Below are 25,747 nucleotides of genomic sequence, written 5' to 3' on the forward strand. Positions count from 1 at the left end.
GTATCGCCGCGCGTCCCGGAATCAGGGCGTCCGCGCTGATCAGGCCGGTCGGGACGGAGTGGTCGAGGCCGTAGGAGGATTGGCCGGTTTACGCGCTGTGCTCCGGGGACCGCAGGACCGCGAACGCGTCCTGGAGCAGCGTGCCGAAGTCGTCGACCTCGGCTGAACCGGCCTCGGCGGCGCCGCGCGAACCATCCGCCGCCTCATCCTGTGCACCGGTTCCGGCCGCGCCCCCCGCGTGGATGAGCAGCGCGCTGCGCACCGCGGCCACGGCGGACCGGGCCAGGACCGAGGCGCGCAACGCGCGTCGGCGGGGCGGCTCTTCGGGGCCGAGGCCGGCGAAGCGCTCGGCGAGGGCGGCGGTGATGCCGTCCTCGAAATCGGTCAGGACATGGGTGCGCCGGGCCGCCCGGCCGGTCAGCGCGCGGGGCGGCGCGCCGACGACGAGGATGGCGAGACCGCCGTCGAGTCCGGACGCGGCCGCGAGCAGGCTGTTGAGCACGGCGGTCAGGGGCGGCTCGTCGGCGGGCCGCCGCAGGATCTCGCGTTGTACGAGAGGGACGAAGTCGAGGATCTCGGCGAAGACGAGGTCCTCCTTCGAGGGGAAGTAGCGGAAGAAGGTGCGCTCGGTGACACCGGCGGCGGCCGCGATGTCCTTGACCGTCGTGTCCTGGTAGCCGCGCTCGGCGAACATCCGTGTCGCCGTCTGGAGCAGGGTGCTGCGTGTGGCGGCCTTCTTCCGGTCCCGCCGTCCCGGCTCGGTCTCCCGTGTCACCTGCTCGTTCACCCGCTCATCCTGCCACGGTGCGGTGATCGCGCGGAGATGGCAGGGGCATGAGACGGGTCGCCGCCCGTGCCCACCGGGGCGCCCTGGGCGCGCGCCGTCGGCCGGGGCCGCCGCCATCCGGTGGGCGGCCCCGGCCGAGGCGCTATCCCTCGGTGGCGGCCGAGGAGGGTACGGCCGTCGCCGCCGTCCCCGGGGCGAACCGGATCGGCAGGCGTCGGCCGATGAGCAGCACGGCGCCGCCGAGGGCGAAGCCGCAGCAGGTGACCAGGCCGTGCCCGTTCTCCTGGGCCAGCCACATCGCGAGCCCGGCCGCGGGCGCGCACACGGCCGGCACCCGCCGCTTCGGGGTGGACGCGGTCAGCGCCAGCCCGGCCGCAAGCGTCGCGGCGAGGAAGTACGTCGCGCCCGAACTCCCGGCGAAACCACGGGGATCGGCGCTGCGGGCCGGCTCGCCGAACAGCGCGTCGACGTGCTCGGGGAGCAGGATGCCGGCGGCGAGCAGTACCAGCATCAGGGGCGCGCCCCAGAACCACTGGGCGAGCGCGGCGATCACGGCGAGCGTGACGATGTTCCAGACGGCGCCGAACACCCCGCCGTTCTGCATGAACACCGAGGTCACCCCCCGCCACCAGCCGGACTCGCGCGGATCGCCGTCCAGCGCGTCCATCGCGCCGGACCAGCACAGCTGGAGGACCACCGCGCCGACGGCCACGGCCGTGACCGCGACGGCCGCGTACGGTACCGGCCGACGGCGGATCGTGTCCTCGCCGATCAGCAGCACCCCGGCCCTGAGCATCAGCACCATCAGTAATGCCGTCGTCACATTGAAAAGAATCGCGCTCACGCAGTTCGTCCCCCGGTGCAAGCCCCTGGTCGCGGGCCGGCGATCACCTTAGCCGAGCGCGCCGCTGCACGGAGGGTGCGGTGCGGTCCCCGCATCGCATGAGGGAAAATAGTTGCCTAGCGAAACCACCGGGATCATGTGAAAGGTCCTCCATGCCACACCTCACCGTCGACTACTCCTCCCATCTGGCCGGATCCTTCGACCCGGCGGCCCTGGTGAAGGAGCTGCACCCGCTCGTGGCCGAGGAGTCCGGCACGACGGGGGTGTGCAAGACGATGCTGCGCCCGGTGGTGACATTCGTGGGGGACCGGCCGAGCGAGGAGGCGGTCTTCGTACACGTGGAGATCGGGCTCATGCCGGGCCGCCCCGAGACGCAGAAGACGCGGCTGTCCGAGGCGGTGCTGGCACTGCTGGGCAAGCATCTGCGGGTCGAGGGTGTGCCGCCGGAGGCGGTCCTCTCGGTGGAGGTGCGGGACCTCGCCGCCTCCTACCGGCTGTCGCCGTCCGCCCGCTGAGCCCACGGCCCGGTCCTGGCCCGGTCCCGCCGCGCCACCTGACCCGCCCGAACGACCTGCCCCGGCGATCCGCTCGAATTCGCTTGAGTGCCCTTCCGCCCCCGCACTACGTTGCCCCGGTGGATCTCTTCTCACGTTCCTGGGCGGCGCTGCGCTCAGCGGTCGCCGCACTCCCGGACGAGGACTTCGAACGGCCCTCGGGCTGTGCCGGCTGGCTGGTGCGGGACCTGGTGTGCCACCTGGTCATCGACGCCCAGGACGTGCTGATCACCCTGGTCACGCCCGCCACGGGCGAGCCGACCGTCGACGCGGTCGGCTACTGGAAGCTGGTCGAGCCCCCGACCGGTGAGGACCCGCTCGACGCGCTGATCCCCCGGCTGGCCGCCGCCTACGGCGAACCCCGGTTGCTCACGTTCCACCTGGACGACGTCGGCTCCGCCGCGGGCCGGGCCGCCGAACTCGCCGATCCGGCCGCGCGCGTGAGCACCCGGGGCGAGGTGCTGACCGCGGGCGACTACCTGTCCGCGTACGTCGTCGAGTGGACCCTGCACCACCTCGACCTGATAGCGCACCTGCCGTCCGCACCCCAGCCGCCCGCCGAGACCCTCGCGGCGGCGCGCACCGCACTGGAGAAGATCGCGGGAACCACGTTCCCCGCCTCGTTCCCCGACGCGGACGCCCTGCTGGTCGGCACCGGCCGGCGTGGGCCGACCGCCGCCGAGCGGGACGAGCTGGGTGAAGAACTCGCCGCGGAACTCCCCTTCGTTCTCGGCTGAGCAACACTCTCGTCAATTGATGAGATGACTGTCATATCGGGTCACTACCATGTGGCCTCAAGACAACCAATCGACCGGTACGCGCAGTGCGTTCCGGTCGGGGTCGCCGATGCCAGGGACCGCTCCCCGGGCTGCGGTGATCTTCCTGCCCAGGAGGACCTTCCGCATGTTCCGACGTATTGGCAGCACAGTCGTCCGACATCCCGTGTGGACGATCGTGGCATGGCTCATCGCCGCGGTGGCGATCATCGCCACCGCCCCCGGTCTGCCCTCGAACAGTGACGAGAGCAGCTTCCTGCCCAAGAGTTACGAGTCCATCAAGGCCGCGGTCACCCAGGAGAAGGCGTTCCCCAGCGCCTTCACCCCGTCCGCGATCGCGCTCTACCAGCGCACCGACGGCGGCAAGCTGACCGCCGCCGACCAGAAGGACATCGCCCGGATCACCACCGAGCTGGGCGCCAAGCACATCGACCAGGTGCAGAAGGTCGTCCCCGGCCCGCCGTCCAAGGACGGCAAGTACTCCATGACCCTGGTCCAGATGGACAGCAAGAACGCCGGCCAGCCCAAACAGGCCGACGCCGCCAAGGTGTTGCGCGACGACGTCAAGCAACTGACCAAGGGCACACATCTCGACGTCAAGCTCGGCGGCTCCGCCGCACAGGCCCTCGACCAGCAGGACTCGTCCAAGCGAGGCCAGGCGCTGATCGGCTTCGGCACCTTCGCGATCATCCTGGTGACCCTGCTGATCATCTTCCGGGCGCCGATCCTGGCCGTACTGCCGCTGGTGCTCATCGGTCTGGTCGCGGGCATCGCCAACGGGCTGATCGCGTACGCCACCAAGCTGTTCGACCTCCAGGCCAACAGCTCGATCTCGTCGATCCTGATCGTCGTGCTCTTCGGTGTGGGTACGGACTACTTCCTGTTCCTGATGTTCCGCTACCGCGAACGCCTGCGCGCCGGTGACGAGCCCAAACTGGCCATGGTCAACGCCGTGGGCCGGGTCGGCGAGGCCATCGCCTCGGCCGCCGGTGCGGTCATCATCGCCTTCCTGGCGCTGGTGCTGTCCACGCTGGGCTTCCTCAAGCAGATGGGCCCGGCCCTCGCCATCGCGGTCGGCGTCACCCTGGTCGCCGGTCTGACCCTGATCCCGGCCGTGGTCTCGCTCATCGGACCGAAGGTCTTCTGGCCGTCGAAGTCCTGGCAGCGGGAGCCGGAGAACGCCCGGTTCGCCGCCCTCGGCCGCGGAGTCCAGCGCCGCCCGGCGCTGACGGCCGTGATCTCCGGTCTCGTCCTGGTCGCCCTGTCGCTCGGCACGCTCGGCTTCAAGGCCACGTTCGACCTGGCGTCCGGCTCCATGCCGAAGACCAAGGAGTCCATGGTCGTCCAGGACCAGATGCAGAAGGCGTACTCGGCGGGCGCCGCCGCGCCCACCGACGTCTATCTGTCCAGCACCGACGGCAAACCGCTGGACAAGGCCGGGTTCACCGCGTACGCGCAGAAGCTCGGGGCCGTGGACGGCGTCGCGAACGTCCGGATGAGCCAGGTGAGCAAGGACGGCACCACCGCGGACTTCACCGTCACGCTCAAGTACGAGGCGTCGACGGACAAGGCGATAGACGCGGTGGGCAGGGTGCGCGACGTCGCCCACTCCGACGCGCCCGAGGGCACCAAGGCGGTCGTCGGCGGCTTGTCCTCGATCTACAAGGACATCGACACCGCGGTCAACCACGACTACAAGACGGTCTTCCCGGTGGCCGCGCTCCTCATCATGGTCATCCTGGGCCTGCTGCTGCGCAGCGTGGTCGCCCCCTTGTACCTGATGGCCTCGGTGGGCCTCGGCTTCGGCGCCACCCTCGGCGCCACCGTGTGGATCTTCCAGAACGGGGAGGGGCACTCGGGGCTGATGTTCATGCTCCCGGTGATCATGTATCTGTTCGTGGTCGCCATCGGTACCGACTACAACATCCTCATGATCGCCCGGCTGCGCGAGGAGGCCCGCGAGGGCCGCGAGCCGCGCGAGGCGGCCGGCATGGCGCTGAGGCAAGCCGGACCGACCGTGGCCGCGGCCGGGTTCATCCTGGCGGCGACCTTCGCCACGATGATGCTGGCAGGCAACTCGCTGCTCACGGAGATGGGTTTCGCGGTCTCCTTCGGCATCATCGTCGCCGCGTTCGTCATGGCGATGTTCTTCACGCCGAGCCTCACCGCCCTGATCGGCCACGCCGCATGGTGGCCGGGCCACGGCGACCAGGCCGAGGAGCCGACGGCCATGGCGGGCACCGCCGGCTACGGTTCCGTCCCGGCTCCCGGCACCGACCGGGACTCCGTCGGCGGACACCTCAACTAGCGGCAGCCTGACCACAGGGGAGTCCTGCCGGACCGCACCGGCCCGGCAGGACTCCCCTTCGCGTCGCTGTCACCAGCGCACCGCCGTGAAGTCGATGGGCTGGGGCCGCAGTTCGCGGGTGCGTGCCGCCAGGCGGCGCAGCCGTGCCGTCATGTCGTCGGCCGGGAGGTGGCATCGGTCGCCGTGGCCCGGCAGCAGCCACTCGAAGCGCAGCCGGTCGACGGTGCGGGCCAGCGAGGACGCCAACTCGCCGATGGAGTACCAGGTGACGGTCTCGGCCACCTCGATGTCCCCGGTACCGCGCGACCAGTAGAAGCTGTCGCCGCTGAAGCAGTACCGCTCGTCCGCGACGAACAGCACGCTGCCCCTGGTGTGTCCGGGCAGCGGGAAGGCGGTCACGCCGTCGGCGATCTGCGTCGGGTCGGTGCCGCGCAGCACGCGGTCGGCGTCCGGCGCCGCGTCGAGGTCGCCCTCGTGGATCCACAGCCGCGCGCCGAGCCGGTCGGCGTACCGGCGGCCGTGCGCCACGTGGTCGCGGTGGGTGAGCAGGACGTCGGTGACAGGGCCCAGTCCCTCGTAGCGATCGGCCAGCGTCGTGCTCCAGCGCGGGGTGTCCACCAGCATCGCGGTGCCGTCGGGGCGGCGCAGCAGGTAGGAGTTGGCGCCCGCGGTGCGCGGGGAGTTGTGCCCGCACAGGAACACGGCGTCGTCGAGGGCCAGCGGGAAGGGGTCCTGGGCCGCGTCCAGCCGTCCGGTCGGAGGGCGCACGGACCGGGTGTGGCACGCGTTCGCGGCCAGGTGCATCCGCCGCACCTCGTCCCGGTCGCGCGGCTGGCGCAGGACCACCGAGCGGCCGTCGACCTCGCCGATCAGGCCGGGGGCCAGCTGCCGGGCGACGTCGCAGTTCGTGCAGCGGTCGTCCACGTACCAGCCGTCCCGTAACTGTTCGTCGCCCATGGCCCGTTCCTCTCCTCGCGGCGCTCGCCGCCCCTGTTGCCGACCCTTCAGAGGTATCCCGCGCCGGACGCGTATCGGAAGGGGGTCCGGGCCTTGTACTTGCGCGGGCGCGCTGCTCTCGGACGGCCTTGACGGGCGTCGAGTGCGTCGCTCCGGGCCGCGGAGCCGGCCGTGTCGAACCAGGCCGGCACCGGCATCGGGGCACCCCCGAGCCCGGTGCGGGCGGCGGTCGTAGTACCCGGGTACCACGCCCCGGGCCGGGTTCAGTCCCCGGTACCACGGGATCCGGGGGGTGTGGATCTTAGCGTGGTCGGTGGGCCCCGGCGGTTGTCGGCGGGCGCCGCGTCCGACAGAGAGAACGCGCATGATCGAGGCACAGCAGCTGACCAAGAGGTACGGCGAGAAGACGGCCGTAGACGGGCTGGACTTCACCGTCAAACCCGGTACCGTGACCGGCTTCCTCGGCCCCAACGGCGCCGGGAAGTCCACGACCATGCGCATGATCGTCGGGCTCGACGCCCCGACCAGCGGCTCGGTCACGGTCAACGGCCGGCCCTACGCCCGGCACCAGGCGCCCCTTCAGGAGGTCGGCGCGCTGCTGGAGGCGAAGTCGATCCACCCGGGCCGCTCGGCCTACCACCATCTGCGCGCGCTCGCGCTGACCCACGGGATCCCCCGCAGCCGGGTCGACGAGGTCATCGACCTCGCCGGTCTCGGCAGCGTGGCGAAGAAGCGCGCCGGAGCCTTCTCCCTCGGCATGGGCCAGCGGCTCGGCATCGCGGCCGCGCTCCTCGGCGACCCGCAGACGGTGATGCTGGACGAGCCGGTCAACGGACTGGACCCGGAAGGCGTGCTCTGGATCCGCAACCTCCTCAAGGCGCTCGCCGACGAGGGCCGGACCGTGTTCGTGTCCTCCCACCTGATGAGCGAGATGGCCCTGGTGGCCGACCACCTCATCATCGTGGGGCGCGGCCGGCTGCTGGCCGACACCACCGTGCCGGACCTGATCGCGGAGGCGGGCGGCGACGCGGTGAAGGTCGTCACGGGCGACCCGGCGCGGCTGCGGGACGTCCTGGCCGGGCCCGGCGTCGACATCACCGGCCGGATCGGCTCGGAGGAACTCCAGGTCACCGGCCTGAGCGCCCGTGAGATCGGGTCGACGGCGGCCGAGCACGGCATCGCGCTGTTCGAGCTGACCCCGCGGACGGTCTCGCTGGAGGAGGCCTTCATGAACCTGACCAGGGACGCCGTCGAGTACCACGGCTCCACCACCGCCACCGAGACGCTGGAAGCCGCCGGGAGGCCCGCATGAGCACCCTGACCACCACGGAGGCCGAGGCGCCCGCCGCCGCTCCCGCCCGCCCCGCCTACCGGGTCACCGGCCGGCGGGTGCTCTCCTCGGAGTGGGCCAAGCTCTGGACGCTGCGGTCGACCTGGATCACCCTCGGCCTGGCCCTGCTGTTCATGGTCGCGTTCGGGCTGATCGCCTCCGCCCGCTACAAGTCCAACATCGACTCGGGCCACCACATGGACGGGGACTTCGCCCGCTCCACCGCCGTCAGCCTGTCCCTCTTCGGTACGCACTTCGCCCAGCTCGCCCTCGGCGTCCTCGGCGTCCTCGTCACCGCGGGCGAGTACTCGACCGGCATGATCCGCTCCACGCTCGCCGCCGTACCCCGCCGGCTGCCCGTGCTGTGGTCGAAGGCGGCCGTGTACGGGCTCGTCGCGCTCGTGGTGGCGACCCTCGGCGCGTTCGTCACCTTCGGGATCGGCAGCGGGATGATCTCCGGCACGCCCGCCGCGATGGGCTTCTCGCACGCCGGCGTCGCCCGCAGCCTGCTCGGCGCCGGGCTGTACCTCGGCCTGGTCGGTGTCATCGGCGCCGCCCTGGGCGCGCTGCTGCGCTCCGTCGCCGGCGGCATCTCGGTCCTGGTGGCGACGCTCATGCTGATCCCCGGCCTGATCTCGCTGCTGCCCAGCTCCTGGCAGGACAACATCAACCCGTACCTGCCGAGCAACGCCGGCGAGTCGCTGTTCGCCCTCACCCACGACAGCACCACCCTGTCGCCCACCGCCGGACTGCTGGTCTTCCTCGGCTGGACGGCACTCGCGCTGGCCGGTGCGGCGTACCGGCTGGTGCGCAGCGACGTCTGACCGCCCTGCACCATGGGCAGGTGACACCTTTGACGACCACCACCGACGACATCGGCGGCATGGGGCCGCTGCTGGCCCGGATCTCCCGGGCCGGGCAGCGGCTGCGGCAGGCCGACCGCGCCCACCCCTGGGTGCTGGACACCGCGGTGGTGGTCGTCGTCTTCCTGCTGTTCTGCCTGCCGGACCTGCTGCACGGGCACACCGGGGACGGCGACGCCCCCCGCCACCTGCGGCTCGCCTTCACCCAGCTTCCCCGGGCCGCCATGCTGGCCGTTCAGACGGGGCTCGTGCTGCCGCTGCTGTGGCGGCGCCGCCGCCCCATGGCCGCCTTCGGTGCCGTCGCGGCCGTCTTCGTCGTCCAGTGGTCCCTCGGTGCCGTACTGCACGCGGACGTCGCCCTGTTCATCGCGCTGTACAGCCTGACCCTGCACGGAAGACCGCGGCAGTGGCCGTGGGCCGGCGGGGTCATGGCCGCCGCGATCATCCTGGTCGCGCTCCGCGCGTCGGCGGCGGTGTCCGTATGGGACGCGCTGTTCGTCCTGCTCAGCATGACGATCGCGGCCCTGGCGCTCGGGCTGATGGTCCGGATCCGCCGGGCCCAGCTCGCCGGGCTGCGCGACCGCGCGGCCCGCCTGGAGATCGAGCGCGACCAGCGCAGCAGGCTCGCGGCCGCCGCCGAACGCGCCCGGGTGGCCCGTGAGATGCACGACATCGTCGGGCACAACCTCTCCGTCATGATCACTCTCGCCGACGCCGGCGCGTACGCCACGGACGCGGCCCCCGAGCGCGGCAAGCAGGCGCTCGAACTCATCGGTGACACCGGCCGCATGGCCCTCGGCGAGCTGCGGCGCGTCCTCGGCGTGCTCCGCGAGGACCCGGACGACGACACTCCCCGGCCGCCCGAGCTCAGTCCCCAGCCCGGCATCGCGGACCTCCCGACGCTGTGCGACGGTGTCCGCACGGCCGGCCTGGACGTCGTCTACCGGACCGTCGGCGACGTGGACGCCCTGGACAGCGGGGTGCAGCTGGCGGTCTACCGCATCGTCCAGGAGGCCCTCACGAACACCCTGAAGCACGCCGGAGCCGACACCCGGGTGACACTGTCCGTGGTCGTCGAGGACACCCGCCTGCTCGTCCGGGTCCGGGACGACGGACCGGCGGCCGGGCACCCGGCACCGCCGAACGAGGAAGGACACGGCCTGGTGGGCATGCGAGAGAGAGCCGCGCTCTACGGCGGACACGTCAGCGCCGGCCCCGCGCCCGGCGGGGGCTGGGCCGTGGCGGCCACCCTCGACCTGACCCCCGAGAGGGGTGACCGGTGACGACCGTGCTCGTCGTGGACGACCAGCCGCTGCAGCGCTTCGGGTTCCGCATGCTCCTCGACGCCGTCGCCGAGACGGAGGTCGTCGGCGAGGCGGCGCACGGCGGCGAGGCCGTCCGCAAGGCCGCCGAGCTGCGCCCCGACGTCGTCCTGATGGACGTCCGCATGCCGGGCATGGACGGCATCGAGGCCACCCGGCGCATCACCGCCGCAGGCGACCGTTCCCGGGTCCTCGTGCTGACCACCTTCGACCTGGACGAGTACGTCCACGCCGCGCTCCGGGCCGGGGCCAGCGGCTTTCTGCTGAAGGACGCGCGTCCCGAGGAACTCCTCGCCGGAATCCGCGCCGTCGCCGCCGGTGACGCCGTCATCGCCCCGTCCCTGACCCGCCGCCTCCTGGACGAGTTCGCCCGCTACGGTCCCGTGCCCGGCGGCGACGGCACCGACGACGCCCGGCTGCGGTCCCTCACCGACCGCGAGCGCGAGATCCTGGTCGCCGTCGGCAAGGGCTGGACCAACGGTGAGATCGCCACCCGTTTCGTCCTGTCCGAGTCCACGGTCAAGACCCATGTCGGCCGCGTCCTGGCCAAGATCGGCGCCCGCGACCGCATCCAGGCCGTGATCTTCGCCTACGACCACGGGCTCGCCCGCCCGAACGCCCGCTAGGCGCTGTCGTCACCTCCCCCGTCGTCGCCCGGATGGTGTGCCAGGCATCGCGAGCGGACGGGAACGCAACGACAGGGCCCGGGGCCCCGGTCACCCCGGCGCCGCGTCACACTCCGGCGGTGACCGCCACCCCCCCAGGGCGAGCAGCACGGGCCGCTCGCCGTGACGGACCGAGGCAGCACCGAGACCGCGAACACCCCGCCTTGGGGTTGCCCAGACTGGTGCCGAGCCCTGTGGCGAAGCCGCCGCGGAAGCCGGTTCCGCCGGTCGCGGCGGCCGGGGAGCCGCCGATCCCGGAGCCCGTGGCGGACCGGCGTACGGACCACAGCGTCCGTATCCCGGGCGCGACCAGGACGACCCCGCCGACGATGCGGATCGCGGCGCAGGCACGGGGGCCGGCGAGCAGGACGGCGGACAGACCGGCCGCGGCGGCCACGGACCACAGGAGCAGGCCCGTCGCGTTCGGCGAGCCTGGAGACGTCCCGCACCGACCGACGATCCCGAAGGGAAGGCCGACCCGTGCCCAGCCGTCTGCCCGCGTTCCTGGTCACCACCTGGCTGCCGGCCATGCTGCCCGGCGCCGGTCAGGCCGTCATGATCCGTCAGGTGCTGTCGAGCGGACTGCGTACGGCCCGGGGCACGATCGCGGGCCTGCTCGCCCTGATCGAGGAGCAGGCTCGCTCACCTCGGCCGCCCATGCCCTGCGGCTCACGCCGGCCGCCGTGACCCAGCAGGTGGCCAGGGCCGAACGCCAATGGCAGGTGCCGCTCGTGCTGCGCGGGCCCCGCGGCGCGACCCTCACCGAGGCCGGCGCCCTGCTCGCCGTGCACGGACGGACCGTCGACGCGGCGGCGGAGCAGGCGGCCACGGACATGGGGGCGCTCCTCGGCCATCTGTCCCTGCGCCTGCGGGTCGGCGCCTTCCAGGCCGCCGCGCTGCACCTGGTGCCACCGGCGCCGACCGCCCTGCGCCACCGCCATCCGGAGGCCGATGTCTCCGTGGTCGGCCTCGCGTCGGACCGCGGGCTGGGCGAGATCACCGCAGGCCGCCTGGGCCTGGCGGTCGTCGCCTTCTTCGGCGCCGCCCCCGAACTGCCGCAGCGCGTGCGCGCGCACCGGCTGCTGCACGACCCCATGGTCGTCGTCCTGCCCGACGGCCGTCCGCCGCCCGCCCGCACACCGCCGGGCAGCCCGCTGCGTCCGGAGCGGCTGCGCGATGCGTCCTGGGTGGCGATCCCGGCCGGTCACTCGGCCCGGGAGCAGTTCGACCGGGCCGCGGGCGCAGCCGGCTTCAGGCCCAGGGTGCGCTTCGAGGCGGAGTCCTACGACGTGGCCCGGGCACTGGTCGGCGCGGGCAGCGGCGTGGCCCTGGTCTCGCGCCTGGCCCTGACCGACACGCCGGGCACCACGCACCGCGAACTCGTCCGGCCGCGGCCGGACCGCGAGATCCACGCGGTCACCCAGGCCAACACGACGCTCACCCCGCTCGCCGAGGTCTTCCTCGGCCTGCTGCGCGATGTCGCCCGCGGACGGGCCGCCACCTGGCGGAAGTCCGCTCGGTCGCCGGGCAAGCGGGTGCGGGTGCGGGTGCGGTACGGCCGTCCGGCGTCGCTCCGTCGCGGTGTCGCGACTCCTCAGTCCTCGGTGGCGAGGCGGCCGAGCCACTCGCGCAGGAGGTGCTGTTCCGCGCCGCTGAGGGCCGTCTGGTCGGGGAGCGCGGCGCGCAGGGCCCGGGCCGCGCCGGCCGGGCCCGGCTTCCGTACGGCCGGCTCCGCGTGGGTGACGGCGGTGACCATGGCCTCCCGCAGGGCCGTCAACAGGGCGGACCTGCGGGAGCCTTCGGGCAGGGACAGCCAGGTGAGCACCGCGCCGCGTGCCGTGGCATGGATGATCGCGGCCGCCAGTTCCTCGTCCACGCGCAACCAGCCGCCGGCGGCCAGGCGCCGGATGCGGCCCCGCAGGATCTCGATGCCGGTCCGGTAGGCGGCGGACGCGGTCGCCGAGGGCTCGCTGTACATCAGCGTGTAGAGCGCGGGATGGGTCAGTCCGAACTCGACCGCGAGGTCCCATCCGGCCCGCAGGTCCTCGATGAGGTCCGGGGGATGCGGGTCGACGCGCTTGGACGCGAGGAACGTGGCGAAGCCGTGTTCGGCCACCGCCTCCAGCAGCCCGTCCTTGTCGCCGAACAGGCGGTAGATGGCGGGCGGCTGGACGCCCGCCGCGTCGGCGACCGCACGGGTGGTGACCGCGTCGCGGCCCCCGGATTCCAGCAGGCCGATCGCGGCCTCGACGATCCGCTGCCGGGGCTGCTCGTGACCGGGAGAGGCGGGAGCGGGATCGGCGGCGGCACCGCTTCTGCTGTGTGAGGAGGACGGCATGTATCAACGATATCGAATTTCCGTTTCCTTCGTTAGTATCGATGGTATCGTCAATGTGATTCCACTGGAACTCCTACCTTCCGGAGTGCATCGTGATCATCGTGACCGGAGCCAACGGACACCTCGGACGCCGTGTCGTCGACCGACTGCTGACGCGGATCCCCGCGGAGCATGTCGGCGTGAGTGTCCGCGACCCGAGCAAGGCGCAGGTCCTCGCCGACCGCGGAGTTCGGGTGCGGCAGGGCAGTTTCACCGATCCCGCGAGCCTCGCCCACGCCTTCGAGGGCGCCACCCAGGTGCTCCTGGTCTCCGTCGACAAAATGGGCGAGGAGACCGTGCGGGAGCATCGCGGCGCCATCGGGGCGGCCGTCGCGGCAGGCGCCCGCCGCATCCTCTACACCAGCCAGATGGGCGCCTCGGCCACCTCGCACTTCCAGGCCTGCCGCGACCACGCCGCCACCGAGTCCGCGCTGCGCGACTGCGGCGTGCCGTTCACCTCGCTGCGCAACGGCTTCCATGCCGCCAGCGCGCTGCTGTTCCTCGGCTCCGCCCTGGAGACCGGCGAGATCGCCCTCCCGGAGGACGGGCCCGTGTGCTGGACCACGCACGACGACCTCGCCGAGGCCGCCGCCGTCGTCCTGGCCGACGAGGGCCGCTTCGACGGCCCCACGCCATCGCTCACCGCCGGTCAGGCCCTGACCTTCGCCGACATCGCCGCCCTCGCCACCGAACTGACGGGCCGTGCCGTCAAGAGGACGGTCGTGTCCGACGAGCTGTTCCGGGAGCGGATGGTGGGTCAGGGCGCCCCCGCCGAGGTCGCCGACCAGCTGCTGGGCATATTCGCCGCGAGCCGGGCCGGCGAGTTCGGCGCCGCCGACCCGGCTCTGCCGGACCTCCTCGGCCGCGAACCGGTGACGATGGACACGGTGCTGCGCGACCGGCTGTCAGGGGGCGGTGCCTAAACTGATCCGGCGCGTGTGCGCCGGGCGATCCGCCAGGTGGTCGCATCGGCGTGCGCGGCCGACTCCCGGAGGGGACGGGCATGCCGGATTCCGTGCGACCGAGGCGCCACCGCTGGCTCGCCGTGGCGGTCCTCGCCCTGGCGCTGTACGTCGTCCTGCGCGCCGCGGGACTCTTCGGCGACGACGACGGCGACGACACCCCGCCACCGGCGAAGGCGTCGGCCGCCGCGCCGACCCCCTCGTCCGGCGCCTCGCCTCCCGCCTCCACTCCCTCGGCCGCCTCGTCGTACGACCCCGCCCAGTACGCCGCGCAGGTCCGCACCCGGGCCCGGCAGACCGGCGTCAGCGCCCAGCTGCTGATGGCGATCCTCTACAACGAGGCCTACAAACCGCACGACCCGGCCTTCGAGCGGGCCTGGCAGAAGTACAAGCCGGACGCGGCCTTCGGCATCGCGAACATGCACCGTGCCACCTTCGACGGGGTCAAACAGGGCCGGGACTTCGCACGCCGAAGCTGGGACGAGCTGCCGGACGACCGCAGCCTCGCGATCGAGGCCGAGGCCTGGTACCTGCACGACCTGGCGGACCAGCTGCCCGCCGGCCGGACCACCGCCTACTCGAAGGACGACCTGCTGGCGCTCGGCTACAACGCGGGCGCGGGCAACATGCTCGCCTTCGCCCGCGGCGCGAGCCCCGGCAGCCAGGCCCGCTCGTACCTGGACCGTCTGCACGCGAACTGGGCCAAGGCGGGCAAGGCGGTCGGCGCGGACTGAAAGCGATTGCCGATCTCCGGCGCCCGCCCGGGGACGCGGCACGGACACGGTTGTACAGTTGCGCAAAAAGGCAATCTAGAGAGGGGTGGGCGCGATGCTCCGCAACGGACTGGAACCCTGGCACCTGCTGGTCGTGGCGATCATCATCATCCTGCTGTTCGGGTCGAAGAAGCTGCCGGATGCGGCCCGAGGCCTGGGCAAGTCCATGCGCATCCTCAAGAGCGAGGCCAAGGCCATGAAGGAGGACGACGCCCCCGCGCCGGCCACCGCTCCCGCCGAGGGCACGGACACGGCCGCGACCCCTGCGGCGGCCCCCCGCCTCGCCAAGGGCGCGTCCGAGGCGACGGAGACCACCGCACCGGCGACGGAGAACCACGCGGCGCACTGACGCGGCCCCCCGCGCTCCCCGACCGTTGCCTGACCCCGCGACGGTTCAACCTTTGCGCAAATTATGGAACCGCGACGGTGAGCAGGACGTTCAACCCAGTGAACGGACACAGGACCGCAGTCGGAAGGACGAGTCGTGGGAGTTTCCCTGGGCAAGGGCGGCAACGTGTCGCTGAGCAAGCAGGCACCGGGCCTGAGCGCCGTGGTGGTCGGACTGGGCTGGGACGTCCGGACCACCACGGGCGCGGACTACGACCTGGACGCCTCCGCCCTGCTCTGCGACGCCTCCGGGAAAGTGGTCTCCGACCAGCACTTCGTCTTCTACAACAACCTCAAGAGCCCCGACGGATCCGTCGAGCACACGGGGGACAACCTCACCGGTGAGGGCGAGGGTGACGACGAGTCGATCAAGGTGAACCTGGCCGCCGTGCCGGGCGAGATCGCCAAGATCGTCTTTCCCGTCTCCATCCATGATGCCGACGTCCGGGGCCAGAGTTTCGGCCAGGTGCGCAATGCGTTCATCCGCGTCGTGAACCAGGCGAACGACCAGGAGATCGCCCGCTACGACCTCTCCGAGGACGCCTCGACCGAGACCGCGATGGTCTTCGGCGAGCTGTACCGGCACGCCGCCGAGTGGAAGTTCCGCGCGGTGGGCCAGGGCTACGCCTCCGGCCTGCGCGGCATCGCCCAGGACTTCGGCGTCAACGTCTGACGGAACCGGCCGCCCGGCCCCTTCTCCCCGCCGGTGCCGTGGGAAGGGGGGCGCCGGATCTCCAGCTCTCCTGACAGACTGGGCAGCCGAACCCGCCCTCGGGGCAGGTGACTTCCGCAGACAGGAGCAGCCTCGTTGCGTCCCCTCACCGACAACCCGGTCACCGGCCCGCAGGACGACTCGTTCCATTTCGGCCCGTACGTCGACGTCCTGCACGCGGCGGTGGAGCAGGCCGCACCGCTGCCGCTGACCGTTGGCGTGTTCGGCTCCTGGGGTGCGGGCAAGTCGAGCTTCCTGCGGCTGTGGGAGCGGCGGTTCGAGGCCGGCGCCACCCGGACGATCTGGTTCAACCCCTGGAAGTACGACCGCAAGGTCGAGGTCTGGGCCGCGCTGCTGCACACCATCCTCGCCGAGATGGAACAGGTGCCGACCCTCCGGGACAAGGCCGTCCGGCTGGCCAAGGCCGCGACCTGGCTCTCGGTCCGTGCCGGTCTGGGCGCCGCGGTGGCGCTCGGCACCGGCGGCGTCATCAAGCGCGAGGACGTCGACGATCTGCTGAAGGGCCTGTCCGAGGGGGACGCGGAGCAGTACCGGCAGGTGAACCACTTCGAGACCGACTTCGCCGATGCCGTACGGGAGTTCGTCGGCGAGGACGGGCGGCTGGTGGTCTTCGTGGACGACCTCGACCGCTGCACCCCCGAGTCGGCGATGACGGTGCTGGAGTCGCTGAAGCTCTTCCTGGCCCAGTCGCAGTGTGTCTTCGTCCTCGCCATGGACGTCGACGTACTGGCGGCGATCGCCACCAACAAGTTCGGCGAATCCCTCAAAGGGGCCCCGGCCGAGGTCGCCTCCGGCATGGCCTACCTCGAAAAGATCGTCCAACTGCCGTTCTTCCTCCCGGACGTGGGCTTCGGCACCCTCCGCGAGGCCTTCACGCCCTACGTCTCGGAGCTGGCGGACGACCCCCTCTTCTGGGAACTGCTCCAGCGCGGCCTGGGAGCCAATCCGCGCCGGCTCAAGCGCTACGTCAACGTCTTCAACATGGCACTGGCCGTCTCCCGCGCCCAGTTGCCGGCCGGCCGGATCGACCGGGAGTACCGCCTCCAGCTGGCGGCGCTGCTCATCATCCGCACGCTGCACCGCGGCTTCTTCCACGTGCTGAGCGTCGATCCGGAGTCCTGGCAGACGCTGGTCAGGTGGTTCGAGCAGGTCCAGATCAATCCGATGGGCCGGCAGAACACCCTGCAACTCCCCGAGCACCTGCGTGACTTCGCCGGTGACGCGGTCCTGGAGCGCCTCTTCACCCACAGCGGCGGGGAGCGCCTGCGACCGCCGGCCGGCCCGGTCGTCCAGGAGATGATCAGCACCCTGCGCAGCACCGCCGGCCCGGTCGATCCGCAGTAGCCCCGGGTCCGCCCGCCGCGCACCGCTGAACCTGGCTGCGGGCGGCGCTCAGGGGCCGTGGTGATAGACCTGGCCGGGGATCAAGTCCCCTGCGGAGCCGAACAGTTGGGGGACGGTGACCAGATGGTAGCCGCGGGCCCGGAGCGCGCGGACGATCGTGGGGACGGCCGGCGGGGTGGTGGCGTACCGGTCGTGCAGGACGACGATCGCGCCCGGCCGTACCCGGCTCAGCACCCGGTGCTCGATGGCGGGCGGATCGTGGAACTTCCAGTCCCGGGCGGTGACGCTCCACATGATCACCGACATGCCCTCCGCGGCGGCTGCCGCCCGCACCCGCGCGTCCCACGCCCCGAACGGCGGCCGGAACAGCGTCGGCCGCCGCCCGGTGACGGAGGCGATCTGCCGTGCGGCGATGCCGATCTCGTACTCGATCCGGGCGAGCGGGAGACGGGTGAGATGCGGGTGGGTCACGGTGTGGTCGCCGATCGCGTCGCCGGCGTGGTACTCCCTGAGCACGTCCGCCCGGTAGCGCAGCGCGTGCGGCCCGATGAGGAAGAACGTGGCCGGGACGTGCGCTCGTTGCAGCGTGTCCAGGATCGGGGCCGTGTACGGGGTCGGTCCGTCGTCGAAGGTCAGGGCGACACATCGGGTGACCCGGCAGTCCACCCGGTGGGCCGGCCCGGCCGCGGCGACGGGTGCGGCCATGCCCACGGACAGCAGCCCGACGGCCGCCAGGGGAACGAGCGCGCGGGGAAGAAGCCCGTGCCGGAAGCCGGACATGCCCTTCTCCTTCCGTCTCCTTCCGTCCCGGAGGCCGGGGACCGGCCCCGGCACGTCACCAGCTTCGTCCCAGCGGGTAAGAGCAGGCTGAGAACAGCCGCCCCCCCGGCAGGGGGGGCGACGAGGCACGACGGACTCGCGGACGGCGCCTCGCGCCGCTCCCGCGCAGCGGTCAGCGCTCCTCCTGTGCGCGCGTCGCCCGGCGGGCGCGCAGGACCTCGGCGAGCAGCGGGATGAGCGAGAGGACCACGATCAGGGCGACCAGCGGCAGCAGATAGCGGTCGACGTTCGGGATCGAGGACCCCAGCGCGTATCCGCCGAGCGTGAGGCCGAGGCTCCACACCAGCCCGCCGACGACCTGCCAGAGCGTGAACGTCCGCACCGGTACGCCCAGGGCGCCCGCCATCGGGTTGAGCACCGTCCGCACCACCGGTACGAAACGGGCCAGGACGACGGCCTTCGCGTGCCCGTACCGCTCCAGCAGTTCCTCGGCCCGCTGCGCTCCCTCGCGCAGCTTCTTCGAGCGGCTGCGGGCGAGCAGGGCCCCGCCCGCCTTGCGGCCGAGGAGATACCCGACCTGGGCGCCGGCCAGCGCGCCGACCGCGGCCGAGACCAGCAGGGGCCCGAGCGAGAGGTGCAGGCCCTGCTCGGACGAGCCCGTGCAGAGCAGGCCCGCGGTGAACAGCAGTGTGTCCCCGGGCAGGAAGAAGCCGATGAGGAGCCCCGTCTCGGCGAACATCACCACGCCGACGCCGAGGACGCCGAACGCGGCCAGCAGCGAATGGGCGTCCAGCACGTTGACGGCCAGCTGCGCGGCGAGATGCGTGGGTGTGGTCATAGACCCCGAGCCTCCATGAGGGTGACGACAGGCATGCAAAGCATGAGGACGATCCGTGAACTGATCAGGACGAGTGGGGACGCGTGCGGCGCTCCCGGTGTCTAACGGCCGGAGCTGCCCGGGGCACCGGCACCGGCAGGGTGAACGTCGGGAGCCGTGGCGAGGCCCGGCCACCCGTGGTCGCGGATCGGGCCGACCTCGTAGCCCCGCTCCGCGCAGGTGTCGAGGATACGGGGCAGCGCGCCGAGGGCCGAGCGCCAGGCGCCGGGGGCGGAGGTGCAGTCCGAGTCGTGCAGCAGGATCGTGCCGCCGCCGTCGAGGTCCGCCGTCACCGTCCGGTGGACGGACTCGGGCGTGGCCCGTGCCGTCCAGTCCTCCCCCCAGCAGGTCCACAGCACGGGGGTGAGCCCGAGGCGCCGGGCCGACACATGGGCTGCGGTGGACATGACCCCGTACGGCGGTCGGAAGAGCGTCGGCGGCGTCCCGGTGATGTCGGCGACCGTGGCGCGGGCGCGGGCGAAGTCGTCGTACGTCGCGCGCGGGCCCCGCAGCAGCAGCGGCCGGTGCAGCCAGCCGTGGATGCCGATCTCGTGGCCGGCCGCCGCGATCTCGCGCACCACGCCGGGGGAGCGATGTGCCTCGCTGCCCAGCAGGAAGAAGGTGGCGCGCACTCCGCGCCGGTCGAGCGACCGCAGGAAGAACGGCGTGGACAGCGGGTCGGGTCCGTCGTCGAAGGTGAGGGCGACGTGGTCCGCGCGGCCCCGGCCGGACAGGCGCGGCATGGTGCGGTTGCGCAGGGGCCCGAAGGTGGAGACGACGGGAGCGCAGTGCACCGCGGCAAGGGCGGCGGCGGGCACGGCGGCCAGTGCGGCCGTGCGCAGGGGGCGGGAGGTCGTCACGAGTGGTGCCCTTCTTCGGTGAACGCCGGCGCGAGCCGGTCCAGGTCGAGGCCGTGGCCCAGGGTGCGCATCAGCGCCGGTCCGTCGTAGGTCGTCACGACCCCGGTGCCGACGGCGCCTGCCCACACCGCGCAGGCCGCGGCGCCGGTGACCGCGAGCCGCCGGGTACGCAACCTCCGCCGTCGGCCCGGTCCCGGCGGCGGGGGCGGCGGGCCAGGGCGGTGGAGGCGGGCGATCTCGGCCGCGGGGCCGTCGGCCGGGACGGGCGCGAACAGGGCGAGCCCTGCCTCGCGCTGCCGCTGCCCCAGCGGGCCGCCGACCAGCTCGCCCAGCACACCCTTCAGGTCGGCCGGGTCCCGGATCCACACGGCCACGCCCGCCTCGTCCAGGGCGGCGGCGTTGGCCGGTCCGTGGCCCGGTATGCAGCGGTAGCTGGCCACGGGCAGGCCCGCGGCGAACGCCTCCAGGGAGGTCAGCCCGCCGGCGTTCTGCACCAGGACGTCCGCCGCGTGCATCAGGCCGGGCATGTCGTCGACCCAGCCGTAGGAGTACGTGATCCCGTCCGCCCGCAGCTGCCGGGCCAGGGCCTCGTTGCGACCGCAGACCACGACCGGGACGGCGGCCCCGCAGTCGCGCAGCTCTCCGGCGACCTGCCGGACCGGTCCCACCCCCCAGGACCCGGCGACCAGCAGGGCCAGCGGGGCGTGCTCCGGCAGCCCGAACCGAGCCCTCGCACGGGCGCGTTCGAGCGGGTCGCCGGGGCGGAAGCGGGGGTCGGTGACCGGTCCGCGCACCCGCACGTCGCGGGCTCCGGCCGCGCGCGCCTGCGTCGCGGGCACCGCGTGGGCGGCGAGGTGGACGTCCACGCCGTCCGCGACCCACAGCGGGTGCACCGAGAAGTCGGTCAGGTAGGTGACCACCGGGACGGCCAGGCGGCCGGCCAGGCGCAGGTTGCCGAGCACGCGGCTGGCGCCCGGGTACGTGGACACGACCGCGCCGGCGTCCGGGTGCAGCGCGCGCAGCACGCGCTCCTCGGCGGCGCGCAGCAGGGCCCGCGCCGCGGGACCGCTGCCGCCGGCGCGCTCGGTCCCGGCGTAGAGCCGCTGGTAGGCCCAGGGGGCGGCGACGAGCATGCGGTGGTAGCCGTCCCGGACGGCGCGGCCGAGACCGGCGGGCAGCAGGTCCAGCAGGTCGTGCCGGTCGACGACGAAGCCGTCCGCGACGAGGCGGCGCTCCAGTTCGGCGGCGGCACCGTCGTGGCCGGCGCCGACGCTCGCCGAGACGATCGCGACGCGGCGCGAGGCCGTGGTCGCGTCGCGGGGCACCGGCGGGACGCCCGCGGGCGCGGGCCTCGGCAGCGTACGTCCGGGATTGGCCATGGGCTGTCCTCTGCGCGCAGGTGAAGGAGTACGAAACTACAAGTTGTAGTAGTTCCTGTTTCAAAGCCCGGAGCATACCTCCTACAACTAGTAGGAGACCGCCGGGTAGCCTGGACTGCGGCAAGGCAACGAAAGGGCGAACGGTGAACGGCTTCAGGGATGGCGGCACACCCGGCAGGCGGGCGCGCGGCGAACTGGAGAGCAATGTGCTCGCCGCCCTCTGGTCCGCGGACGGACCGCTGACGGCACGCCAGGTCCTGGCGGGACTGCCGGACGATCTCGCCTACACGACCGTCCTGACGATCCTGTCCCGGCTGTACGACAAGGGCATGCTCGTCCGGCACCGCGCCGGCCGGGGCTACGCCTACGAGCCTGCCCGTGACGAGGCCTCTCACACCGCCCACCGCATGAAATCGCTCCTGGAGGGCGGTTCCGACCGCGAGGCGGTGCTGACCCGCTTCGTCTCCGAACTGTCCGCGCGGGACGAGCGGTTGCTCCAGTATCTGCTGTCCGGGCCCGAGGACCACCCCGGCCGCGACGGCGCCGGACACTGAGACGGCGGGGGAGTGAGCCGGTGCTGATCAGCGTCTACGTCCCGCTCGTCGTGACGGTCGTGCTGAGCGTCCTCGCGCCCCGGCCGGCCCGTCGGCTCGCCCCGCGCCCCGCCGCCTGGGCCCTGGCCTGCACCGCGCTCGTGACGACCGTCGGCTGGACGGGCTCGCTGGCGCTGCTGGCCTTCGCCGGGATCGCCCAGATACCCGAGGTGGCGGCGGAGGGCCGCTGGTCGGTACCGGTCCTGCGGGCCGAGAACCCGGTCCACCTCACCGTCGCGGTCGCCGGTTCCCTCGTCCTGGTCGCGGGGTGCGTCTCCCTGGTGCTCGCCGCCGTACGGCAGGTCCGTCATCTCCTGTGGGCCCGGCGCGAGTGCGCCCGCGTGCCCGGCGACGGGGAGCTGGCCGTCGTCGACACCGACGTGCCCCAGGCGTTCGCGCTGCCCGGCGCGCCCGGCCGCATCGTCGTCTCCCGGGGCATGCTGCGCTGTCTGGACGACGAGGAGCGCGAGGCGCTGCTGGCGCACGAACGCGCCCATCTGCGCGGCCGGCACCACCTGTTCCAGGCCCTCTGGCGCCTTGCCGCGGCCGTCAATCCGCTGCTGCGGCCCCTGGCCGACGCGGGCGGGTACGTCCTGGAGCGCTGGGCCGACGAGGAGGCGGCGACGCACGTCGGCAGCCGCAGGGTCGTCGCCCGCGCCGTGGGCCGAGCCGCCCTCGCCGCCTCCTCCCGCAGATCGACCCCGCCCGCGCTCGCCGTCACGGGCGGCGCCGTGCCGCAGCGGGTCCGCGCCCTGCTCGGCCCGCCCCCGCCCCGCCGGACCCTCCCCATCGCCGGCGGAGCCCTGCTGCTGACCCTGTGCTGCGCGGGCCTCGCCAACGCCGCCTCCGACAGCGACAAGATGGTCGACGACGCACAGCGGGCCCAGTGCGCGGCGACGGTCGCGCACGTGGAAGCGGGCGTGCGCCCCGCGCACGCCCGCTTCCGCCTCTGCTGCCGCCATCACGGGCCGGGCGAGCGGCGAGGGTAGCGTCCGGCCCGCGCGGCTGCCGCGGTCAGCGGGCGGCCCGGATCCGCCGCAGGGTGTCCCGGGCGATGCGGGAGGCAGCGAACTCCGTTCCGGCGACGAACCGCATCATGGGCCCGAACACCGGCGCCGCGAGCGACCCGGTGAAGTACAGCCCGGGTACGGACGACTCCAGCGTGCCCGCCAACTCGGGGGCCCTGGACCCCGGTACGCACACCAGCTCCCGGCGCAGCGCCGGGGACAGGAACGGCAGCGCGTCCAGGTCGAGCCGGTAGCCCGTAGCCGCGAGGACGTGGTCGACGGTGAGATCGGACGTACCGTGGGACCCGGTGAGCCGGAGCCGGACCGTGGCCTGTGGTGTCACCTCGGCGAGCGTGACGCGGCTCGCGGTGTGCACCGGTACGACGCCCTCGACCCGGTCCCGCAGCCACCAGCCGCCCGACGGGCCGAGCGCGCGCCGGAACAGCAGGAGCCGCGCGGAGGCGGGCAACTGCCGTACGGCGTGCGGGGCTTTGCACACCGCGGCCAGCACATAGCCGGTGCCCAGGGGCGAGGCCGGCTGGGCGAGGCGCCGGGGCCAGGGGCGGGACAGCACGGGCGTCGTCCCCCACCGCACCCGGCCCTCCCGGACCAGCACCCGCACCTCGGCGCCCGCCTCGTGCAGCAGCGCGGCGCTCTCCAGCGCCGACTGGCCGCCGCCGATCACGGCGACCCGCTGCCCGGCGTAGCAGGACAGGTCGGTGTGGTGGCTGGTGTGTGACACAAGAGCCCCGGGCCCGGCACCCTCGGGGGCCAGCCGGCTCAACTGGTCGGGTATGTGGGCGAGTCCGTTCAGTCCGGTGGCCACGACGACGGCCCTGGCGGCCACGTCCCGCCCGTCCGCCGGCCGGACCGTCCAGCCCGCGCCCGTGCCGTCCCGGTCGAGGGACACGACCCGGGTGGGGTCGACGTCACCGACGTACTGCTTCTGGAACCACTGCCCGTACCGCACGAACACGTCGCACGGGATCGGCGTCAGCTCGGTCAGTTCCGGCTCGCCCTGGAGCCGGCGGAAGTCGGCGAGCCGGGCGCCCGGCCCGGGTGCGGACAGATCGGTGGCCGCCGGTGTCGACTTCAGGAACATCCCGGTGGCCATGGCATGGCGCCAACTGCCCATCACCTCCCCGAAGATGTGCACCGGCACCCCGGCCGCCCGCAGATGCGCGGCCACGGACAGCCCGTACGGCCCCGCCCCGACCACGACGACCGGAAGCTCCCCGCGCCCGGCCTGCGCCCGCTCGGCGGCGGGGTGTCGGCCTGGAAGCGACTGCGTCATGCATCCCCCTGCTGGTCCGCTCGCCGCCTTCCCCCGGGCGGCGCGACACGTCGGGATGGTGCGACCGCCGCCGCACTCGTCCCCCCTCCGCCACCGAGTGTGACCCCTCACCCGTCGGCGATGTGTGAAAACGGCGCACGTTGCCTGAAACATGGTCGAACCGTGTGAGGTGCATTGCCCGGCCGCGCGCCCCGGTTCAGCGGGTGCGCAGGGCGGCGAGCGTGGCGGCGAGGTCGGCGGGGCGCGGCCGGTTGTGCGGCAGCTTGCCGAGGACGACCGCCATGCCGCAGGTGTCCGTCAGGGCGGAGAAGACCAGGCCGCCTGCGACGCCCGCCGACAGCAGCGCGAAGGCCGGGTGGACCAGCACGCCGAGCAGCAGGCCCAGCAGGACCAGCGTGCCCGCGGTGAGGCGCACCTGCCGCTCCATGGCCCAGCCGGACCGCGCGTCGCAGGCCACGGGCCGCTCCAGGTCGTGTCCGGCGGCGGCGAAGGCGGTGGTGCCGCCGGCGAGCGTGGCCGCGGGGATGCCCTGCTCGGCGAGGAGCGCGCAGGCGTTGCCGGAACGGGCGCCCGAGGCGCACACCATGAGGAGGACGCCGCGCCCGGCCGCGTGCCGCAGTTCGGGCAGCGCGTGCCGGAGCTGGTCCACGGGGATGTTCAGGGCCCGGGGCAGATGGCCGGCGGCGTACTCGCCGGGGGTGCGGACGTCGATGACGGTGAACTCGTGCAACCGGGCAGCGGCCTGGTCGGTGCCGAGGGTGGCGGGGGAGAGGGGGCTGGTCATGGCGGAGCCGGTCCTTTGCTGTTCGTCTGCTGTGCGTCGTCGTCCCGCGAGGGGACGTACAGTTACCCCTAGGGGTATTCGGTTGAGGAGTTGATCGTGGAGCTGGAGCTTGAGGGTGAGTCCCTGAAGGCCGTGCTGAACCGGCTGCGGCGGGCGCAGGGCCAGATCTCCGGGGTGATCCGGATGATCGAGGAGGGCCGGGACTGCGAGGACGTCGTCATGCAGCTGGCCGCCGCCTCGCGGGCGCTCGACCGGGCCGGGTTCGCGATCATCGCCACCGGCCTCCAGCAGTGCGTGGCCGACATCGAGTCCGGCCGGAAGAACGGCGAGGACGCCGAGGCGATGCGCGCCCGGATGGAGAAGCTGTTCCTGTCCCTGGCGTGAGCTCTCGGCGGTCCCCGCACCAGCGTGCGCGGCGGGCCGTCACAGCACCGCGTCGGCCAGCATGAAGCCGGCCACCGCGAGCAGGATCACGGCGAAGGCCCGCTGCAGCGTGCGCGCGGGGAGCTTCGCCGACAGTCGCCTGCCGTCCCACGCGCCGAGGACGGCCGCCCCGGCGAAGGGCCCGATGAGGCCCCAGTCCAGGCCGCTCGCCGTACCGGCGCGCGTCACCAGCGCGGCCAGCGAGTTGACCGTGATGACGAGCAGGCTGGTGCCCACGGCCGCCCGCATCCGCATCCCGAGCACGCTCACCAGCGCCGGGACCGCGAGAAAGCCGCCGCCCACGCCGAGCACGCCGGTGACCGCGCCGAGTCCGGCCCCCGCGGCCGCCGCCCGGCCCGGCCGTACCGGTGCGGCGGCCTCCTCGGCGGGCGCGCGCCGGCGCACCATCCGCAGCGCCGCGACGCCCGCCACGACGGCGAAGCCCACGGTCAGCACGGTCGCCGGCAGGCGGGAGGCGAGCGCCCCGCCCAGCATGGCCGGGCCGATGCCCGCCGCCGCGAACAGCAGCCCCGTACGCCAGCGCACATGACCGTCGCGGGCATGCGCCGACAGAGCCGTCGCCGAGGTGACGGAGACGATGACCAGCGCGGCCGTGGTGGCCGCGACCGGAGTGAACCCGAGCAGGTAGATCAGCGCGGGGACGGCCAGCACACTGCCACCGCCGCCGAGCGCCCCGAGCGTCAGACCGATGGCGGCTCCGGCGGCCAGGGCGAGGAGCACGGCGCTCACGCGACGATCCCGCCCTCG

Annotated in this window: 28 protein-coding genes and 1 pseudogene; 17 read left to right on the top strand and 12 right to left on the bottom strand. The window is 73.2% G+C overall.

What is annotated here, in order from left to right; all coding sequences use genetic code 11:
- Positions 1 to 88: 88 nt before the first annotated feature.
- Entirely contained in the window at positions 89 to 787 is a 699-nt protein-coding gene (locus tag ACFC8N_RS13025) for a TetR family transcriptional regulator (RefSeq protein ID WP_376288134.1), read from the bottom strand.
- Positions 788 to 929: 142 nt separating this feature from the next.
- On the bottom strand, positions 930 to 1,610 hold the full coding sequence (locus ACFC8N_RS13030; RefSeq protein ID WP_376288135.1) for a hypothetical protein: 681 nt from the start codon (positions 1,608 to 1,610) through the stop codon (positions 930 to 932).
- Between the two features lie 173 nt (positions 1,611 to 1,783).
- On the opposite strand from ACFC8N_RS13030, the gene ACFC8N_RS13035 reads away from it, so the two are divergent.
- From ACFC8N_RS13035 to ACFC8N_RS13045, 3 genes are all read left to right on the top strand, one after another.
- Positions 1,784 to 2,146, top strand: coding sequence for a 5-carboxymethyl-2-hydroxymuconate delta isomerase (locus tag ACFC8N_RS13035; protein WP_356024095.1), 363 nt, complete (start codon positions 1,784 to 1,786; stop codon positions 2,144 to 2,146).
- A 119-nt stretch (positions 2,147 to 2,265) separates the two neighbouring features.
- On the top strand, positions 2,266 to 2,922 hold the full coding sequence (locus ACFC8N_RS13040) for a maleylpyruvate isomerase N-terminal domain-containing protein (RefSeq protein ID WP_356024097.1): 657 nt from the start codon (positions 2,266 to 2,268) through the stop codon (positions 2,920 to 2,922).
- Between the two features lie 166 nt (positions 2,923 to 3,088).
- On the top strand, positions 3,089 to 5,269 hold the full coding sequence (locus tag ACFC8N_RS13045; RefSeq protein ID WP_362822879.1) for an MMPL family transporter: 2,181 nt from the start codon (positions 3,089 to 3,091) through the stop codon (positions 5,267 to 5,269).
- A gap of 69 nt (positions 5,270 to 5,338) precedes the next feature.
- Here the strand turns inward: ACFC8N_RS13045 and ACFC8N_RS13050 are convergent, their stop codons facing one another.
- Positions 5,339 to 6,226: an MBL fold metallo-hydrolase gene (locus tag ACFC8N_RS13050; RefSeq protein WP_376288136.1), complete on the bottom strand. Its 888-nt coding sequence runs from the start codon at positions 6,224 to 6,226 to the stop codon at positions 5,339 to 5,341.
- 364 nt (positions 6,227 to 6,590) lie between these two features.
- On the opposite strand from ACFC8N_RS13050, the gene ACFC8N_RS13055 reads away from it, so the two are divergent.
- Genes ACFC8N_RS13055 through ACFC8N_RS13070 form a run of 4 tightly spaced genes read left to right on the top strand, consistent with a single transcriptional unit; the run spans position 6,591 to position 10,367 of the window.
- Positions 6,591 to 7,538 carry an ABC transporter ATP-binding protein gene (locus ACFC8N_RS13055; RefSeq protein ID WP_356024104.1) on the top strand — a complete coding sequence of 316 codons (948 nt, stop codon included), beginning with the start codon at positions 6,591 to 6,593 and terminating at the stop codon, positions 7,536 to 7,538.
- Positions 7,535 to 8,380, top strand: a complete 846-nt coding sequence (locus tag ACFC8N_RS13060) for an ABC transporter permease (RefSeq protein ID WP_356024106.1) — start codon at positions 7,535 to 7,537, stop codon at positions 8,378 to 8,380. The genes ACFC8N_RS13055 and ACFC8N_RS13060 overlap by 4 nt, the downstream gene beginning before the upstream one ends.
- A gap of 59 nt (positions 8,381 to 8,439) precedes the next feature.
- Complete coding sequence (locus tag ACFC8N_RS13065; RefSeq protein ID WP_356024283.1) at positions 8,440 to 9,702, top strand: histidine kinase; 1,263 nt, start codon at positions 8,440 to 8,442, stop codon at positions 9,700 to 9,702.
- A complete protein-coding gene (locus ACFC8N_RS13070; protein ID WP_356024109.1) occupies positions 9,699 to 10,367 on the top strand; it encodes a response regulator transcription factor in 669 nt (222 codons plus the stop codon). Before ACFC8N_RS13065 ends, ACFC8N_RS13070 begins: the two co-directional genes overlap by 4 nt.
- A 106-nt stretch (positions 10,368 to 10,473) precedes the next feature.
- Here the strand turns inward: ACFC8N_RS13070 and ACFC8N_RS13075 are convergent, their stop codons facing one another.
- A complete protein-coding gene (locus ACFC8N_RS13075; protein ID WP_376288137.1) occupies positions 10,474 to 10,803 on the bottom strand; it encodes a hypothetical protein in 330 nt (109 codons plus the stop codon).
- 83 nt (positions 10,804 to 10,886) lie between these two features.
- On the opposite strand from ACFC8N_RS13075, the gene ACFC8N_RS13080 reads away from it, so the two are divergent.
- Both ACFC8N_RS13080 and ACFC8N_RS13085 read left to right on the top strand, forming a co-directional pair.
- Positions 10,887 to 11,093, top strand: a complete 207-nt coding sequence (locus ACFC8N_RS13080) for a hypothetical protein (protein ID WP_376288138.1) — start codon at positions 10,887 to 10,889, stop codon at positions 11,091 to 11,093.
- A pseudogene (locus ACFC8N_RS13085) lies at positions 11,090 to 11,878 on the top strand (LysR family transcriptional regulator); the annotation flags it as partial. The gene ACFC8N_RS13080 and the pseudogene ACFC8N_RS13085, both read left to right, overlap by 4 nt.
- A gap of 122 nt (positions 11,879 to 12,000) precedes the next feature.
- Here the strand turns inward: ACFC8N_RS13085 and ACFC8N_RS13090 are convergent.
- On the bottom strand, positions 12,001 to 12,744 hold the full coding sequence (locus tag ACFC8N_RS13090) for a TetR/AcrR family transcriptional regulator (protein WP_376288139.1): 744 nt from the start codon (positions 12,742 to 12,744) through the stop codon (positions 12,001 to 12,003).
- A gap of 92 nt (positions 12,745 to 12,836) precedes the next feature.
- Between ACFC8N_RS13090 and ACFC8N_RS13095 the strand changes: the two genes are divergently transcribed.
- The 5 genes from ACFC8N_RS13095 to ACFC8N_RS13115 all read left to right on the top strand — a co-directional run bounded on the left by ACFC8N_RS13095 (position 12,837) and on the right by ACFC8N_RS13115 (position 16,982).
- Positions 12,837 to 13,706, top strand: a complete 870-nt coding sequence (locus ACFC8N_RS13095) for an NAD(P)H-binding protein (RefSeq protein ID WP_376288140.1) — start codon at positions 12,837 to 12,839, stop codon at positions 13,704 to 13,706.
- An 80-nt stretch (positions 13,707 to 13,786) separates the two neighbouring features.
- On the top strand, positions 13,787 to 14,479 hold the full coding sequence (locus tag ACFC8N_RS13100) for a lytic transglycosylase domain-containing protein (protein WP_376288141.1): 693 nt from the start codon (positions 13,787 to 13,789) through the stop codon (positions 14,477 to 14,479).
- Between the two features lie 94 nt (positions 14,480 to 14,573).
- On the top strand, positions 14,574 to 14,867 hold the full coding sequence (gene tatA / locus ACFC8N_RS13105) for a Sec-independent protein translocase subunit TatA (RefSeq protein ID WP_356024123.1): 294 nt from the start codon (positions 14,574 to 14,576) through the stop codon (positions 14,865 to 14,867).
- A gap of 135 nt (positions 14,868 to 15,002) precedes the next feature.
- A complete protein-coding gene (locus ACFC8N_RS13110) occupies positions 15,003 to 15,578 on the top strand; it encodes a TerD family protein (protein WP_071371142.1) in 576 nt (191 codons plus the stop codon).
- Positions 15,579 to 15,713: 135 nt separating this feature from the next.
- The gene (locus tag ACFC8N_RS13115) at positions 15,714 to 16,982 is read left to right on the top strand and encodes a P-loop NTPase fold protein (RefSeq protein ID WP_376288142.1); all 1,269 of its coding nucleotides are present in this window, start codon (positions 15,714 to 15,716) and stop codon (positions 16,980 to 16,982) included.
- A 48-nt stretch (positions 16,983 to 17,030) separates the two neighbouring features.
- Here ACFC8N_RS13115 and ACFC8N_RS13120 read toward each other — a convergent pair whose 3' ends face one another.
- The 4 genes from ACFC8N_RS13120 to ACFC8N_RS13135 form a co-directional block, all read right to left on the bottom strand.
- Positions 17,031 to 17,762 (bottom strand): polysaccharide deacetylase family protein, encoded by a 732-nt coding sequence (locus tag ACFC8N_RS13120; RefSeq protein WP_376288143.1) that lies wholly within the window; start codon positions 17,760 to 17,762, stop codon positions 17,031 to 17,033.
- 172 nt (positions 17,763 to 17,934) lie between these two features.
- The gene (locus ACFC8N_RS13125) at positions 17,935 to 18,600 is read right to left on the bottom strand and encodes a DedA family protein (protein ID WP_376288144.1); all 666 of its coding nucleotides are present in this window, start codon (positions 18,598 to 18,600) and stop codon (positions 17,935 to 17,937) included.
- A gap of 101 nt (positions 18,601 to 18,701) precedes the next feature.
- The gene (locus ACFC8N_RS13130) at positions 18,702 to 19,499 is read right to left on the bottom strand and encodes a polysaccharide deacetylase family protein (protein ID WP_376288145.1); all 798 of its coding nucleotides are present in this window, start codon (positions 19,497 to 19,499) and stop codon (positions 18,702 to 18,704) included.
- Positions 19,496 to 20,878 (bottom strand): glycosyltransferase, encoded by a 1,383-nt coding sequence (locus ACFC8N_RS13135; RefSeq protein ID WP_376288146.1) that lies wholly within the window; start codon positions 20,876 to 20,878, stop codon positions 19,496 to 19,498. The genes ACFC8N_RS13130 and ACFC8N_RS13135 overlap by 4 nt, the downstream gene beginning before the upstream one ends.
- Positions 20,879 to 21,021: 143 nt before the next feature.
- Here ACFC8N_RS13135 and ACFC8N_RS13140 point away from each other — a divergent pair, with 143 nt between their 5' ends.
- Positions 21,022 to 21,432: a BlaI/MecI/CopY family transcriptional regulator gene (locus ACFC8N_RS13140; protein WP_362820103.1), complete on the top strand. Its 411-nt coding sequence runs from the start codon at positions 21,022 to 21,024 to the stop codon at positions 21,430 to 21,432.
- A 20-nt stretch (positions 21,433 to 21,452) separates the two neighbouring features.
- Positions 21,453 to 22,460, top strand: coding sequence for a M48 family metalloprotease (locus tag ACFC8N_RS13145; protein ID WP_362820102.1), 1,008 nt, complete (start codon positions 21,453 to 21,455; stop codon positions 22,458 to 22,460).
- 25 nt (positions 22,461 to 22,485) lie between these two features.
- Here ACFC8N_RS13145 and ACFC8N_RS13150 read toward each other — a convergent pair whose 3' ends face one another.
- Positions 22,486 to 23,772, bottom strand: a complete 1,287-nt coding sequence (locus ACFC8N_RS13150; protein WP_376288147.1) for an FAD-dependent oxidoreductase — start codon at positions 23,770 to 23,772, stop codon at positions 22,486 to 22,488.
- A 196-nt stretch (positions 23,773 to 23,968) separates the two neighbouring features.
- Positions 23,969 to 24,556, bottom strand: coding sequence for a rhodanese-like domain-containing protein (locus ACFC8N_RS13155; RefSeq protein WP_376288148.1), 588 nt, complete (start codon positions 24,554 to 24,556; stop codon positions 23,969 to 23,971).
- 96 nt (positions 24,557 to 24,652) lie between these two features.
- On the opposite strand from ACFC8N_RS13155, the gene ACFC8N_RS13160 reads away from it, so the two are divergent.
- Positions 24,653 to 24,940, top strand: coding sequence for a metal-sensitive transcriptional regulator (locus ACFC8N_RS13160; protein ID WP_356024145.1), 288 nt, complete (start codon positions 24,653 to 24,655; stop codon positions 24,938 to 24,940).
- Between the two features lie 39 nt (positions 24,941 to 24,979).
- Here the strand turns inward: ACFC8N_RS13160 and ACFC8N_RS13165 are convergent, their stop codons facing one another.
- Positions 24,980 to 25,729: a sulfite exporter TauE/SafE family protein gene (locus tag ACFC8N_RS13165; protein WP_376288149.1), complete on the bottom strand. Its 750-nt coding sequence runs from the start codon at positions 25,727 to 25,729 to the stop codon at positions 24,980 to 24,982.
- Positions 25,730 to 25,747 lie beyond the last annotated feature (18 nt).

Origin of the sequence: Streptomyces sp. NPDC055966 (assembly GCF_042269865.1) — a bacterium.
In the GTDB taxonomy this organism is placed as follows: domain Bacteria; phylum Actinomycetota; class Actinomycetes; order Streptomycetales; family Streptomycetaceae; genus Streptomyces.